This is a genomic window from Streptomyces sp. GbtcB6 (assembly GCF_019091475.1).
GTDB lineage: Bacteria > Actinomycetota > Actinomycetes > Streptomycetales > Streptomycetaceae > Streptomyces > Streptomyces hyaluromycini.
On the sequence record NZ_JAGXJL010000008.1, the window covers coordinates 208,767 to 222,933 of the forward strand.

At 74.7% G+C, this 14,167-nt stretch carries 9 protein-coding genes; 4 read left to right on the forward strand and 5 right to left on the reverse strand.

Features of this window, described 5'->3' with window-relative positions; all coding sequences use genetic code 11:
* Nucleotides 1–28 precede the first annotated feature (28 nt).
* The 3 genes from KVT45_RS16325 to KVT45_RS16335 are packed head-to-tail and all read left to right on the forward strand — an operon-like array spanning nt 29 to nt 5,218.
* Nucleotides 29–916 carry a hypothetical protein gene (locus KVT45_RS16325; protein ID WP_308310740.1) on the forward strand — a complete coding sequence of 296 codons (888 nt, stop codon included), beginning with the start codon at nt 29–31 and terminating at the stop codon, nt 914–916.
* On the forward strand, nt 909–3,101 hold the full coding sequence (locus tag KVT45_RS16330; protein ID WP_217548062.1) for a bifunctional serine/threonine-protein kinase/ABC transporter substrate-binding protein: 2,193 nt from the start codon (nt 909–911) through the stop codon (nt 3,099–3,101). Before KVT45_RS16325 ends, KVT45_RS16330 begins: the two co-directional genes overlap by 8 nt.
* Nucleotides 3,102–3,106: 5 nt before the next feature.
* A complete protein-coding gene (locus tag KVT45_RS16335) occupies nt 3,107–5,218 on the forward strand; it encodes a bifunctional serine/threonine-protein kinase/ABC transporter substrate-binding protein (protein WP_217548063.1) in 2,112 nt (703 codons plus the stop codon).
* Nucleotides 5,219–5,249: 31 nt separating this feature from the next.
* Here KVT45_RS16335 and KVT45_RS16340 read toward each other — a convergent pair whose 3' ends face one another.
* The 5 genes from KVT45_RS16340 to KVT45_RS16360 all read right to left on the reverse strand — a co-directional run bounded on the left by KVT45_RS16340 (nt 5,250) and on the right by KVT45_RS16360 (nt 13,007).
* Nucleotides 5,250–7,340, reverse strand: a complete 2,091-nt coding sequence (locus KVT45_RS16340; RefSeq protein WP_217548065.1) for an SWIM zinc finger family protein — start codon at nt 7,338–7,340, stop codon at nt 5,250–5,252.
* Nucleotides 7,337–10,153, reverse strand: a complete 2,817-nt coding sequence (locus tag KVT45_RS16345) for a DEAD/DEAH box helicase (RefSeq protein WP_217548067.1) — start codon at nt 10,151–10,153, stop codon at nt 7,337–7,339. The genes KVT45_RS16340 and KVT45_RS16345 overlap by 4 nt, the downstream gene beginning before the upstream one ends.
* A gap of 98 nt (nt 10,154–10,251) precedes the next feature.
* A complete protein-coding gene (locus tag KVT45_RS16350) occupies nt 10,252–10,833 on the reverse strand; it encodes a sugar kinase (protein ID WP_217548068.1) in 582 nt (193 codons plus the stop codon).
* Complete coding sequence (locus KVT45_RS16355) at nt 10,830–11,975, reverse strand: ROK family glucokinase (protein WP_217548070.1); 1,146 nt, start codon at nt 11,973–11,975, stop codon at nt 10,830–10,832. The genes KVT45_RS16350 and KVT45_RS16355 overlap by 4 nt, the downstream gene beginning before the upstream one ends.
* 294 nt (nt 11,976–12,269) lie before the next feature.
* Nucleotides 12,270–13,007, reverse strand: coding sequence for a GntR family transcriptional regulator (locus KVT45_RS16360; protein ID WP_217548266.1), 738 nt, complete (start codon nt 13,005–13,007; stop codon nt 12,270–12,272).
* Between the two features lie 130 nt (nt 13,008–13,137).
* Between KVT45_RS16360 and KVT45_RS16365 the strand changes: the two genes are divergently transcribed.
* Nucleotides 13,138–14,148: a Gfo/Idh/MocA family oxidoreductase gene (locus KVT45_RS16365; RefSeq protein WP_217548072.1), complete on the forward strand. Its 1,011-nt coding sequence runs from the start codon at nt 13,138–13,140 to the stop codon at nt 14,146–14,148.
* Nucleotides 14,149–14,167 lie beyond the last annotated feature (19 nt).

The following is a 14,167-nucleotide window of genomic DNA, read 5'->3' on the forward strand; positions in this document are numbered from 1 at the left end:
CGCTCGGCGGTCTGCTGGGGGGTTGAGCGTGGTGGGACGGAGAGCGGTCCTGTCCGCGGCGGCGGCGGCACTGCTGCTCGCGGGCTGTACGAACGGCGGGCACGGCGAGGACGAGGCGACGCAGAAGGACACGGCCGGAAAGGGTTCCGGTACGGCGGGCAGCCCGACCGCCTCGGGGAGCGCGAGTGCCTCCCCGTCCGCGTCGAGCCAGCCCTACACACTGGCCGAGGCCGCCGCGCCGAAGACACGGGCCGAGGCCGAGGCGTTCGTCCGCGGGCTCACCGTGCAGCCCGACTACTTCGGCACCGGGTACCGCAGACGGGACCCGTACGAGCTGGGTCCGACCAGCTGGGCCGTGCTCGGCGAGGACTGCCTGTGGCGCCGCGAGGCGCTCCCGTCCACCGTGCTGGCCAGTCTGACCAGGTTGTTCGTCCGGCCGGGCACCGGCGGCACGGGCGCGGTGTACGTGTCCCTCACCGTCACCGTGCACATCTCGACGCGCCAGGCCCGCCGGGACATGGCGTCCTCGCTGGACGAGCCGCTGCGCTGCCCGCAGGAACGGCTCAACGCGACCGACACCGTGCAGCAGATGACCTCACGCGGCGACCCGTTCGACGAGCAGCGCAACGCCACGACCGACGACGACCTCACCGAGTTCGGCCAGTACGTCGCCGACGGCGCCGCGAAACCGCGCCCTTTCGACTGGTACAAGCACCGGCTCGGTCCGGTGACCGTGGCCGCGACCGTGCGGCACGCCGCCGGTGAGAGCGACCAGGAGCAGACGACCGTCACCTCGGCCGCGCTGACGGGCGTCGGCTATGTGACGGCGAACGTGGACCGCTACGGCCGGAACCGGGCCTCCGCCACCCCGTCCGCCACTTCGTCCACCGAGGTGAAGGGAGCGGGCGATGAGTGAGGCGCTGCGGCCGTCCGACCCGTCGTCGGTCGGGGGCTTCCGACTGCTGCGGCGGCTCGGCGCCGGCGGTATGGGCGTGGTCTATCTGGGCCGTTCCGAGACGGGTGCGCTGGCCGCCGTGAAGGTGATCCAGGCGCAGAGCGCCGCCGACGACGGCTTCCGGGCCCGGTTCGCGCGGGAGGCGGAGCTGGCGGCCCGGGTCGACAGCCCCTGGGTGGTACCGCTGCTCGGCGCGGACGCCGCGGCCCGCGAGCCGTGGCTGGCGACCGGGTTCGTGGCGGGTCCCTCGCTCGCGGAGGCGGTCGCCGCGCACGGACCGCTGCCACCGGCCGCCGTACGCGTGCTGGGCTCGCTGCTCGGTGAGGCGCTGGCCGCCGTGCACGCGGCGGAACTCGTCCACCGGGACGTGAAGCCGGGCAATGTGCTGCTCGCGATCGACGGCCCGCGGCTGATCGACTTCGGCATCGCGCGGGCCGCCGACGACACCGCCCTGACCGCCTCCGGCATGGTGGTCGGCACCCCGGGCTTCCTCGCCCCCGAGCAGGCCCGCGGCGAGACGGCCACAGCGGCGAGCGACGTCTTCGCGCTGGGCTGTGTGCTGGCGTACGCGGGCACGAGCCGTCCGCCGTTCGGCACCGGCGCCCCGGACGCGCTGCTCTACCGCACGGTGCACGACGAGCCCGACCTCGACGGCGTCACCGGCGGACTCCGCGAGACGCTGGACGCCTGCCTCGCCAAGGACCCCGGCGAGCGGCCGGGCGCCGGGGACCTGCGGCTGCGGCTCGCCGAGGACTTTCCGTTACGGGCGCCCGCCGGCGCACCGGAGTCGCCGTCGGCCTGGCTGCCGGACCCGGTCGCCCGCATGGTGGCGGCCCGGTCGGCGGAGAGCCTCGCCCTGCCGGACATCGAACCCACGGTGCTCGACGACCCCGGCACCGGGCAGCCGGCCCGCCCCTCCCGGCGGCGCCTGCTGCTCGCCGGGGGCGCGGTGCTGCTGGCGGGCGGTGGCACCGGGGCGGCGCTCTGGGCGGCGGGGCGCGACGACGGCTCGGGTAAGAAGTCGGCGGCCCGGCCGTCGTACGTGCTCGGTGTGCAGGTGACGAAGAGCGGGGCGGCGGCGCCCCTGGCGCGGGCCTGTGAGCGGGCCGCGCGGCTGGCCGTAGCCCAGCACAACGCGACCGCGGACCGCGCCTTCGACCTGGGCGTACGGGTCCTCGACGACCACGGCACCGTCGACGGGGCCACCGCGGTCGCCCACGAACTGGCCGCGGACCGCGCTGTCGTGGCCGTGCTCGGCCCGGTCACCGAACTGACGCTGCGGGCCGCCTCACGGGTCTACGCGTCGGCGAAGCTCACCCACATCACCAGCACCACCGGGCAGAACGACTACTACGTCTGGTCGCCGACCGTCACCTTCCAGACCGGCACGGGCCAGCAGGCGGCGGGCACCGCGATCGCCCTGCAGGCGCTGGTGGGCGGCCTGGTCGCCCCGGCGGGTATCGTCATCGACCGCTCCGGGGGCTCCGTCGAGTACGACCAGGGCAGTGTCCTGGTCACCCAGTGGTGGAAGTCGCTGCAATCCCAGGTGGTCCCGGAGGTCGTCGCCGAGGACACTGACGACGCCCCGGCCGCCGTGGCCTCCGTCCTCTCCCGCAAGGTCCACGACTTCGTGTACCTGGGCCCGCTGGACGCGACGGTCCGGGCGGCCCGGCAACTGTCGGCGGCCGGCTTCACCGGACCGCGCTGGATGTCCCATCTCCTGTACGGCTCCGACTTCCCGAAGCTCGCGGGCGCGGCGGGCGAGGGCTGGTTCGTGGTGACGCCCGCCGTCGACGCGAGCGCCCTGAAGACCAAGGCGGCCGAGCGGTTCACGGCGGCCTGGCGCAAGCGGTACGGCGGCATCCCGGACCCGTACGGCGCCGAGGCGTACGACAGCGTCCAGATGGTGCTGCGCGAGTTCGCCCGGACCGTACCGTCCGGCGGCGGCCGCCCCGACCGGCTCGCCCTAGCCCTGCGCCTCCACAAGGCCACCTACCAGGGCATCGCACGCACCTACACCTTCAACGACTACAACCAGTTCAACGCCGACGCGCGGACCATGGGCGGTGAGACCTACGTCCACCAGGTGCACGACGGGCGGTTCCGGCAGGTCGGGCCGGTCCTGGCCAAGCAGACGAACGGGTAGCGGAGTTGGAGCGGCTCCAGGCCGCCGACCCCTCGTCGGTCGGCGGCCACCGGCTGGTGGGCCGGCTCGGGGCCGGCGGCATGGGTGTGGTGTACCTGGCCCGGTCACCGCACGGCGCCTGGGTGGCGCTGAAGGTGATCCGCGAGGAGTACGCCGGGGACCCCGGCTTCCGGGCCCGGTTCCGCCGGGAGACGGAGCTGGCGTCCCGGCTCACCAGCCGCTGGACCGTACCCGTGCTCACCGCCGACGCGGACGCCCGCGCGCCCTGGCTGGCCACCGCCTACGTGCCCGGCCTGCCGCTGTCCGAGGCGCTCGCGCTGCACGGCCCCTGGCCGCCCGCACAGCTCCGGACCCTGGGCGCCGCCCTCGCCGCGGCCCTGGCCGACGTGCACCGCGCCGGACTGGTCCACCGTGACGTGAAACCCGCGAACGTCCTGCTCGCCGCCGACGGACCGCGCCTGATCGACTTCGGCATCGCCCGCGCCGTGGGCGCCACGGCACTCACCACGGACGGCTCGGTCATCGGCTCCCCCGGCTATCTGTCACCGGAACAGGCCCGCGGCAGGACCGTGGGACCTCCCAGCGACGTCTTCTCCCTGGGGTGCGTACTCGCCCATACGGCCACCGGACGGCCGCCGTTCGGCACCGGAGGCGCGGCCGCGGTCCTGTACCGGACGGTCCGCGAGGACCCGGACCTGACCGGCCTTCCCGAGGACCTCGCCCCGACGCTGCGCGCCTGCCTGGCCAAACAGCCGGACGACCGCCCCACGGTTCCCCGACTGCTCTCCGACTTCGGCGAGTTCGCCGCGGAGTCGTGGCTGCCGGCGGGCCTGCCGGCCCTGGTCGCGGACCGTGCCGCGCGCGTCCTCGACCTGCCGGTGCCGGAGCCCACCGCCCTCTCCGAGGTGCCCTTCACCGACGCCCCGCCCGCCCCGTCCCGGCGGTGGCTGCTGATCTCCTCGGCGGCGGCCGGCGTCGGCGCGGTGGGCGGCGGCACCGCCTGGTGGCGCTGGGCGCGGTCCGGGACGCCGAGGGCAGGCAAGGGCCCGCTGCCGACCCGTACGATCGCGCTGCTCGGCGACCTGTCCACCGCCGTCGTCCAGGCCCAGGCGCGCGGGGCACGGTTGGCGGTCGACGCACACAACGCCAGCTCCGACCGGACCTTCGACCTCGCCCTGCGCACGGCCGACGACCAGGGCACCGCGGCGGGTTCGGCGACCGCGGCCGCCCGTCTCGTCGCCGCCCGGGACGTGTACGCGGTGATCGGCGCCGGCACCAACACGGCCGTGCCGGCCGCGGTGCCGGTGTGCACCGCGGCCGGTCTCTGCCTGCTGATCACCCGCGCCGACACCGACGCGCTCGACGTCACGAACATCACCAGCTCCCTGATCCTGCGCAGCACCCGCACCGCGGGGCCCGGCTCCGTGCTGAGATACCTCAACCGGGTGGTACGACCGGCCCGGACCGTCGTCGTGTACGACCTCACCGACGCCGACGGGGGCGAGGCCACCGTCCGGATCGTCACCGTGTACGGGGATCTGCTGGTGGGCACCGTCGAGGTGGCCCAGGTCGCCAAGGGTGCCGGCTTCACCGACGTGGCCCACGGCCTCGCCGCCCACCCGGACACGGCCGTCCTCTTCACGGGCGGCCTCCCGGCCCGCGCCGCCGCCTGCGCCCAGGCCCTGACCGACTCCGGGCACCGCGGCTTCCGTGGCGGCGACGAGCACATCCTCGGCTCGCCCTTCCTGAAGGCGGGCGGAGGCTGGTGGATCAGCACGGGGTACTGCGACCCGGCCACCGACCCGAAGACCCGGACGTTCGCCGCCGCCTACCGCACCCGCTACCGCACGGCTCCGCCCCCGTGGGCGGCCGAGGCGTACGACGCCGTCGGCTACGCCGCCCACGGCCTCGCCGCGCCCGGCGGCGACCAACGCGAATCCCTGCGCGCAGAGTTGCTGCGCAAGCCCTGGCAGGGCATCACCCGTAGGTACAGCTACGAGAGCCAGTCCCAGTACCTGGAGACCGGCCAGGACGGGGGCTGGTTCCTCTACCGCGTCGAGGACGGCGGGGCCCGGTTCGTGGCCCGGTACGACGACATCGGGAAGAAGAAGTCGTAGGCCCTCCAGCGAAAACGCGGAACCAGCGGGACTAGAGGTCGTCCGATGCGCCGAGGCCGGTCAGCGCGCCCACCGGGTCCAGGTCGGGGGTGCCTCTGGGCCACCAGTCGTCGTGGCCCGGCTCCGACTCGTAGGCGTACCACAGGCCGTCGCGGCCGAAGCGGAGCTGGAGATGGCCGCCGGGGTGGGTGAGGTGATTGCGCGACGGCCGGAAGGCCGGGAGGTCGGCGGCGAGTAGCAGCGGCCGGGCCCGGTCGAAGCGGCCGGCCGGCGGGTCCCAGGGCTCTTCCAGTACGGCCAGCCCCTCCAGGCCGCCTTGGCGCCAGGCGGCGACCGCGCGCGCCAGGTCGCCCGGGGTGCGGCCCACGGCGTCCGCGAGCGTGGCGTAGAGGGCACGGGTGGACGCGGTCAGGCCGGAACCGGGGCGGGCCGCGGCGAGCCGCACCGCGTCCTGCCAGAGGGTCAGGTCGCCGACCGGGTCGCGTCCGGTGGTGAGCACGGCGTGGGCGCGGGCCGCCGCGTCGGTGGCCAGCTGGTCCAGCGCGAACGGGTCCGGGCCGCCGGGCACCCCCGGATAGACCGGGGGCTGCTCAGGGTGCGCGGGAACCGGCAACGGGGGTGGCAGCGGCGGGAGTTGACGCGGCACGAGGGCCTCGGTGGCCCGGATGCCGGGCAGCGAGGCCGGCTGCCGCTCCCGGGCCGCGCGGGCGGCGCTGCGCCGGGACAGCGCGTCGAGCACCTCGCGCTCCCCGCGGCCGCGCAGCAGGAGCAGCACGAACGGGTCGGCGTCCAGCAGCCGAGCGGTCTGGTAGCAGAGGGCGGCCGCGTGCTTGCAGGGGTGACCGAAGTCCGGGCAGCTGCACCGGGGTTCGAGCTCGCCGGGCTCCGGCAGCAGCGGCACCCCGCTGTCGGCGAGCGTCTGCGGCAGCTCCTTGTCGAGCAGCGCGGCGATGTCGGCGGGCCGGTCGGCGGCGGCCTCCAGCAGCCGCTCCCACTCGTCCTCGCCGAAGGTCCGCAGCCTCAGCTGCACGCGGTACGGCCGGGGCCGGCTCCCCTGCACATACGCCAGGACCAGTCCCGGGGTCACGGTGATGGCGTCCACATGCCCGCGCTCGGCGTAACCCCGCCCGCGACCGAGCCGCTTGACGTCCAAGGCACCCTCTTCCAGCGCCCGCACCCAGGCGTTGCCCCACCAGGTCTCCGCGAAGCCGGAAGCAGAGGCGGAGGCACGGGGCGAGAGGGAAGGAAAGGTGCGGCGGAGTTCGGTGTCGCGGTGCGGGGTGGCCATGGTGGAGGGAAGGCGGGGACCGGCCGGTGTGCTCCCGGTGGAGGGGGCGGGTAGCGCGGCGGGGACGGGAGCGGGGGTGTTCGGCTCGGGGCGGTGTGAGGCCTTGGCGGGAGCAGGCGACTCGGCCGGCGCGGGGCGCCACGAGGGAGCGGCGGGCGCCTCCTCGGCCGGCTCGGGAAGCGCGGAGGCCGAGGCGTGCAGCGGAGCCGCCTCGGTGGCCCGGGGAAGCCGCCCGACCGTGGGCCGCGCGCCCTCGGGGTGTTCCGCCTGGGGTTCCTGATCCGCCCGGACGTCGGTCTGCTCCGGCTCATCCGGCTCGGACTCGTCCCTCGGCATCCGGAAGGCGGTCGTCAGGAACTGCTTCAGGTCACGGGCGGTGCGGCCGCGAGCCGCGGACGCCGGGGCCGGGGAGGGCGAGGGCGGGCGCCGTACCGCGCGGGGCGGGGACTGTTCCGGAGCCTCCGCCGCAGCGGCCTCCCCGGCCCGCCTCGCCTCCGCGCGCGCCGCCCGCAGCGCTGCCCGCGCGACGTCACCGGGACGGCCGCCCGGCCGGACGGCAGCGGAGGCGCCGGTGTCGGCCTGGTCGGTCCGGTCGGCACCGGCACCGGCCTCGGGTTCCGGCTCGGGGTCGGGCTCGGCATCCCGCTCCTCTGCCTCCTTCGCGGCGGCAGCCACCCGCAGCGCCAGACGCGCGGCGTCCCCCGGCCTCGGCTCCCGCTCGGCACGCTCCCCCGGTGCCGCACCCTCGTCTCCGGTCTCCGCCCCGCGCCCCCGTGCCGCCCGCAGCGCACGCCGTGCCGCGTCCCCGGGGCGCTGCTCGCCCTCGCCGCTCATGACGTCCTCCGCAACGACACCAGGTCGGACAGCTCGCGGTCCGTCAGCTCGGTCAGGGCGGACTCGCCGGAGCCCAGGATCGCGTCGGCGAGGGCCCGCTTCGCCTCCAGCATCTCGGCGATGCGGTCCTCGACGGTGCCCTCGGTGACGAGGCGGTGGACCTGGACCGGCTGGGTCTGGCCGATGCGGTACGCGCGGTCGGTGGCCTGTTCCTCCACCGCCGGGTTCCACCAGCGGTCGAAGTGGACGACATGGCCGGCGCGGGTGAGGTTGAGGCCGGTGCCCGCGGCCTTCAGGGACAGCACGAGGACCGGGGTCGCACCGCTCTGGAAACGGTCCACCATGCGCTCCCGCTCCGGCACCGGTGTGCCGCCGTGCAGCAGGTCGACCGGGACCGCGCGGGCCTGGAGGTGCGCGGTGATCATGCGGGCCATGCCGACGTACTGCGTGAAGACGAGGGCCGAGCCGTCCTCGGCGAGCACGGTGTCCAGCAGCTCGTCGAGCAGGGTGAGTTTGCCGGAGCGCGCGGCCAGGGTGTCCGGGCGGCCGTGGCCGTCCTCCTTGAGATACAGCCCGGGGTGGTCGCAGATCTGCTTCAGGGCGCCGAGGAGCTTGAGCACCAGGCCGCGGCGTGCGATGCCGTCCGCCGTCTCGATGGCGAGCAGCGACTCGCGCACCACCGCCTCGTACAGCGCGGCCTGCTCGCGGGTGAGCGGGACGGGGTGGTCGGTCTCCGTCTTCGGCGGGAGTTCGGGGACGATGCCCGGGTCGGACTTCTTGCGGCGCAGCAGGAACGGGCGGACCAGGCGGGCCAGCCGGGTCACCGCCTCCTCGTCCTCGCCGTTCTCGACAGCGCGCGCGTGCCGGGCGCGGAAGGACTTGAGCGGGCCGAGGAGTCCGGGGGTGGTCCAGTCGAGGAGGGCCCAGAGTTCGGAGAGGTTGTTCTCCACGGGGGTGCCGGTGAGTGCCACGCGCGCGGGGGTCGGGATGGTGCGCAGCGCCTTGGCGGTGGCCGAGTAGGGGTTCTTGACGTGCTGTGCCTCGTCGGCGACGACCATGCTCCAGGGCTGTTCGGCGAGCCGGGGCGCGGTGGCGCGCATGGTGCCGTACGTGGTGAGGACGAAGCCGCCGGCGAGGCCGTCCAGGGTGCGGTCGGGGCCGTGGAAGCGGCGGACCGGGACACCGGGCGCGAACCGGGCGATCTCCCGCTGCCAGTTGCCGAGCAGCGAGGCCGGGCAGACCACCAGGGTCGGCTCGGTGCGGGCCCGCTTCAGGTGCAGGGCGATGACGGTGATCGTCTTGCCGAGGCCCATGTCGTCGGCGAGGCAGCCGCCGAGGCCGAGGGAGGTCATCAGGTCGAGCCAGGCCAGGCCCCGGAGCTGGTAGTCGCGCAGGGTGGCGTGCAGACCGGCGGGCGGCTCGGCCGGCCTGATACCGGCCGTGAGGCGGTCGCGCAGGGCCGCGAGGACGCCGACGGGGACCGCCTCGACGGTCTCGCCGTCCACCTCGGCCTCGCCGGTGAGCGCCACGGAGAGCGCGTCGACCGGGTCGAGCAGGCCCAGTTCGCGCTTGCGCGCCTTGCGGACGAGGGCGGGGTCGACGAGCACCCAGCGGTCCCGCAGCCGTACGACCGGACGGTGGGCCTCGGCGAGGGCGTCCATCTCGGCGTCGCTGAGCGGATCGCCGCCGAGCGCCAGCTGCCAGCGGAACTGGAGCAGTTCCTCGCTCTCGAAGAAGCCCGTGCCGTCGGTGGCCGAGCCGGGCGCGGGCCGGACCACGGCCGCGGCGGTCAGGTCCTGTGCCAGGTCCCGGGGCCAGTGCACGGCGACCCCGGCCGCCGCGAGCCTGGTCGCCGCCACCCCGAGCAGCTCCCCCAGCTCCTCCTCGGAGAGCGCGAGCACGTCCGGCACGTCCTGCTCCGCCAGCCGGTCCAGCGGGGGCCACACCCGCGCGGCCCGGCGTACGGCGAGTGCCGCGTCCACGCGCGCGCGGGGGCCGAAGGCGGCGTCGGAGGCCCCCGACCACAGCGCCGCCGCGTCGGTCACCAGGGTCGGATCGGCCAGGCTGTGCACCTGGACGATCGCCGCGCCCGCGCGGGGCGCGCCTTCTCCGTCGTCGAACAGGTCGTACGCCGACAGGTCCAGGCGCAGCGAGATCCGCACGCCCGCGTCCATGCCGGCGGCGACCTCCGCGGCCCACTCGTGGGCGTCGGGCAGCCGCTGGGCTTCGCGGGCGGCGAAGGGCCGGCCCGAGGTGTGCGGGGCGGCCGGGGTGCGGGGCAGGGTGTCGGCGACCGCGTCCAGGAAGGAGCGGATCAGTGCTTCCGGCTGGGGCAGCAGGAGCGGGCCGGGGCCGGGCAGTGGGACGGCATGGCCCTCGGGAGGCAGGGCGGCGGCCACCGCGCGCAGGTGGGCGATGTCGGCGGGCTCCAGCGGGCCGGCCCGCCAGGCGTCGTGACCGGCCGGGGTGAGGCCGGGCAGCAGCCGGCCGCGGGCGGCCAGCCGCAGTGCGTGCAGGGCGGCGGCGCCCCAGCAGGCGGTGGCGGGATGGGCGGCCGGGTCGCGGCGGGCCCGGACGAGCAGCGGGAGGGCGTCGGCGAGCGGCAGGGCGAGCGCGGGCACCTGCCGACGGCGGACACCGGCGGCGCCGTGCGGTCGTACGACCGTCAGCTCCTCGGTCGCGGCGGCGGGCAACGGGTCCCCGTCGGGGTCCCAGAAGGCCATCCGGCCCTGGCGGGGTAGGTCGGCGGGCAGATAGACCGCCGCCAGGCGCACCGGTACGCCCGCCTCGGCCTCGGCCGTCGTGCCGCTCATACGTTTTTACCCCCTCCCGCCCACACGTCGGATCAGACGTCTTCGACTGTACGGGCGGGGTCTGACAGTCGGCCCCGGCGACCGGCCGGGGCGGGTCGTCACGGGACGGTGCGCGAGACGACGTAGATCATCGGGTAGTTCGGGTCGGCCGTGTTCACCACCACGTCCTGGGTGGGCGCCGGGTTCTTCTGCTTGTGTGTCAGGCCCGACCAGGTGCCGGGGCCGGTGAACTTCCAGCCGGAGACCTTCTGGTCGCGGGAGCCGATGCTGATGTCGTCCTTCTTGAGCGCGTCCCGGTTGACGCCCATGCCCTCCAGGAAGCTGTCCAGTCCGGCGCTGTTGGTGCGGAACTGGACGTAGAGACGGCTGGTCTTCCAGTTGTTCGTCTCGTAGTAGGCGATCGTGTCGGCCGGGTGCGGGACCGGCACCTGGTAGAGGCGCCGCTGCACCTTCGAAGGCCAGCCCGCGGTGAGGCCGGTCGCCGAGTACTTGGACTCCTTGTCCTTGCCGCTGTTGCGGCTCTGGGCGGCGGAGATCACCAGATAGCCGGCCGGTACGCCGATGAGCAGCCCGATGATCAGCAGCGTCAGCGCCCTGCGCTTGGCCTTGTGCCCAGGGGTCTCGGGCGGGCGCTGCGGTTCCTCCGGGGACGCGGCCTGGCGGGGCAGCGAAGCGGTCATGCGGTGTCCCGGGTGCGGCGGGCCTCCGCGAACCGCTCGTAGCGTTCGTACCGCTCGACGCGGCGCCGCTTGGCCCGCCGGAACCGGCGGGCGACCAGGCGGGCGAGGTCGGCGGCCCCGACCATGCCGGCCTCGGGGCCCAGCTGGGCGCGCGCGATCCGGGCCTCGGGGCGGTAGCCGCGGCCGGTCAGCTGGCGCTTGAACGCGTCCCGCGCGGGGCCGATCAGCAGGTCGTCGGCGGCGCTGACGCCACCGCCGATCACGAAGCAGGACGGGTCGAGGGCGGCGGCGAGGTTGGCGATGCCGACGCCGAGCCACTGGCCGATGTCCTGGAGCAGCTCGATGCACATCGCGTCGCCCTCGCGGGCCAGCTCGGTGATCATCGGGCCGGTGATCTCGTCGATGTTGCCCTTGACGTGCTCGATGATCCCGTACGCCACCGGGGAGTCGGCCGCCGCCAGCTCCTTGGCCTCCCGGACCAGCGCGTTGCCCGAGCTGTACTGCTCCCAGCAGCCGCGGTTGCCGCACGGGCAGCGGTGACCGCCGGGCACGACCTGCATGTGGCCGAACTCGCCTGCGACGCCGTACTTGCCGCGCTTGACCTGGCCGTCCTCCAGGATCGCGCCGCCGATGCCGGTGCCGAGCGTGATCATGACCAGGTGGTCCTCGCCGCGGCCGGCGCCGAAGCGCCACTCCGCCCAGGCGGCGGTGTTGGCGTCGTTGTCGACGAGGACGGGGACCGAGAGCCGGCCGGAGAGGCGGTCGCGCAGCGGTTCGTTCCGCCAGGACAGGTGGGGGGCGAAGAGCACGCGGTTGCGGTCGGCGTCGACCCAGCCGGCGGCGCCGATGCCGACGGCGTGCACGTCGTGCCGGTCGGACAGGTCCAGGACCAGCTCGACGATCGTGTCCTCGACGACCTTCGGGCTCTTGGACTTGTCCGGGGTCTCCGTGCGGAGCTTCTCCAGGATGTTGCCGTCGGCGTCCACGACGCCCGCCATGACCTTGGTGCCGCCGATGTCGATACCGACCGTGGGCACACGGGGTGCCGTCAGGTGGGAGCGGCGTTCCCGGGTGCCGACGGTCCGCAGGACCGGGGCTCGGCGGGAGCCGATGGGGGCGGTGAGGTCGCGGTAGGTGCTCATCGGGCTTGATTCTGCCGTACGTGTGCGTGCAGTGCCGTTCGGGGGAGATAAGGAACAGGTGCGTCGTCGGGTGCAGGTGCGTGGGCGCTGGTCGCGCCCACGCGGCGGAGCCGCACATCGATACAGACCTCGTGCCCCTCCTGAGCAGCACGAAGCGCTCCCCGACCAAGTACGCGTGATGCGGGTCAATGGGTGACAAACACAACACCCAGGCCCTGGTTCCAGGGAGACCGCCTCCGCCGGCGATGAGGACGGTCACATTGTCCGGACATTATGACCAATGCGGTGGTGCCTTCAGGACCGTACGAGCAGCTGGAACTCGAAGGAGTAACGGGTCGGCCGGTAGATGTGGTCGCCGAACTCGACGGCGCGGCCGGTGTCGTCGTACGTGGTGCGCTGCATGGTGAGCAGCGGGGCACCCTCCGGCTCGGCGAGCCGCTCCGCCTCGGCGGCCGCGGCGCCGCGCGCGCCGATGGACTGGCGGGCGCTGTGCAGGGTGATCCCGGCGGCCCGCATGAGCCGGTACAGGCCGGTCGCCTCCAGCTGGGCGGTGTCCAGGTCGAGCAGGCCGGGGGGCAGGTAGTTGGTCAGATACGCCATCGGCTCGCCGTGCGCCAGCCGCAGCCGCTCGATCCGGTGCACCTCGGCGCCCTCCGCGACCCCGAGCGCGGCGGCGACCTCGGCGGACGCCGGGACGACCGTGTTGACCAGCACCTTCGTCGCGGGGCGCTGACCGGCCGACTCCAGGTCGTCGTAGAGGCTGCTGAGTTCCAGCGGGCGCTTGACCTGGCTGTGCACGACCTGGGTGCCGACGCCCCGACGGCGGACGAGCAGGCCCTTGTCCACGAGGGACTGGATGGCCTGGCGGACGGTCGGGCGGGACAGGCCGAGCCGCGCGGCGAGCTCGATCTCGTTGCCCAGCAGGCTGCCGGGGGTGAGCGAGCCGTGCTCGATGGCCGCTTCCAGCTGCTGGGCGAGCTGGAAGTACAACGGCACCGGGGAGCTCCGGTCCACACTGAGGTCGAGCGACACGGTCGGGTCCACATCTGGTTTCGGCACGGGGCCGAGCGTATCCCCGTGACGGGTTGACGGGAAGTTGTGTAGTTCGATTGTCCGGACATACGGATTGACAGCGCACGGTGTGCACCAGCACCTTGTTCCCATGCGCATCGGGGTCATCGGGACGGGCCGCATCGGCACCATTCACGCGAACACGCTCAGCCGTAATCGCGAGGTCGGATCGCTGATCCTCACGGACGTGGATCCCCGGCGGGCCCAGGATCTGGCGCACCGGCTCGGGGAGACGGCGGCGCCCAGTACAGACGAGATCTTCCGGTGGGGCGTGGACGCCGTGGTGATCACCGCCGCCACCTCGGCCCATGCCGACCTGATCGGCCGGGCTGCGCGCTCCGGGCTGCCGGTCTTCTGCGAGAAACCGATCGCCCTCGACCTGCCGGGCACGCTGCAGGCCCTGGCGGAGGTGGAGAAGGCCGGGACGGTGCTGCAGATGGGCTTCCAGCGGCGCTTCGACAAGGGGTACGCCGGTGCGCGGGAGGCGGTGCGCTCGGGCCGCCTCGGGCGGCTGCACACGGTACGGGCGCTGACCTCCGACCAGTCCCCGCCCCCGCCGGAGTGGCTGCCGCTGTCCGGCGGGCTGTTCCGGGACACGCTGATCCATGACTTCGACGTGCTGCGCTGGGTGACCGGCCGCGAGGTCGTGGACGTGTACGCGACCGGCTCGGACGCCGGGCCCGCGATGTTCCGCGAGGCCGGTGACGTCGACACGGGCGCGGCGGTGCTCACCCTGGACGACGGCACGCTGGCCACGGCCACCGCGACCCGGCTGAACGGCGCCGGGTACGACGTGCGGATGGAGCTGGCCGGCGAGCGGGACACCGTGGTGGTCGGCCTGGACGACCGTACGCCGGTGGCCTCGACCGAGCCGACCGGGCCGCCGCCCGCGGACAAGCCGTGGCCCGGCTTCCTGGAGCGGTTCGGGCCCGCCTACGAGGCCGAGCTGTGCGCCTTCGTCGACGTGGTGCGGGGCCAGCTGGCCAACCCCTGCGACGGGCGCGAGGCGCTCCAGGCGCTGCGGATCGCGGAGGCCTGCGAGATCTCCCGGCACGAGCACCGAGCAGTGGGACTCGCCGAGATCCCGGACCGGCAGGCCTGACCGCCGCACCGGGCAGGCC

What these genes read in the sequence shown, in the direction of transcription:
- KVT45_RS16330 (WP_217548062.1), top strand. Translation starts at nt 909, where the DNA reads ATGAGTGAGGCGCTGCGGCCGTCCGACCCGTCGTCGGTCGGGGGCTTC.
- KVT45_RS16340 (WP_217548065.1), bottom strand. Translation starts at nt 7,340, where the DNA reads ATGAGCGGCGAGGGCGAGCAGCGCCCCGGGGACGCGGCACGGCGTGCG.
- KVT45_RS16345 (WP_217548067.1), bottom strand. Translation starts at nt 10,153, where the DNA reads ATGAGCGGCACGACGGCCGAGGCCGAGGCGGGCGTACCGGTGCGCCTG.
- KVT45_RS16350 (WP_217548068.1), bottom strand. Translation starts at nt 10,833, where the DNA reads ATGACCGCTTCGCTGCCCCGCCAGGCCGCGTCCCCGGAGGAACCGCAG.
- KVT45_RS16355 (WP_217548070.1), bottom strand. Translation starts at nt 11,975, where the DNA reads ATGAGCACCTACCGCGACCTCACCGCCCCCATCGGCTCCCGCCGAGCC.
- KVT45_RS16365 (WP_217548072.1), top strand. Translation starts at nt 13,138, where the DNA reads ATGCGCATCGGGGTCATCGGGACGGGCCGCATCGGCACCATTCACGCG.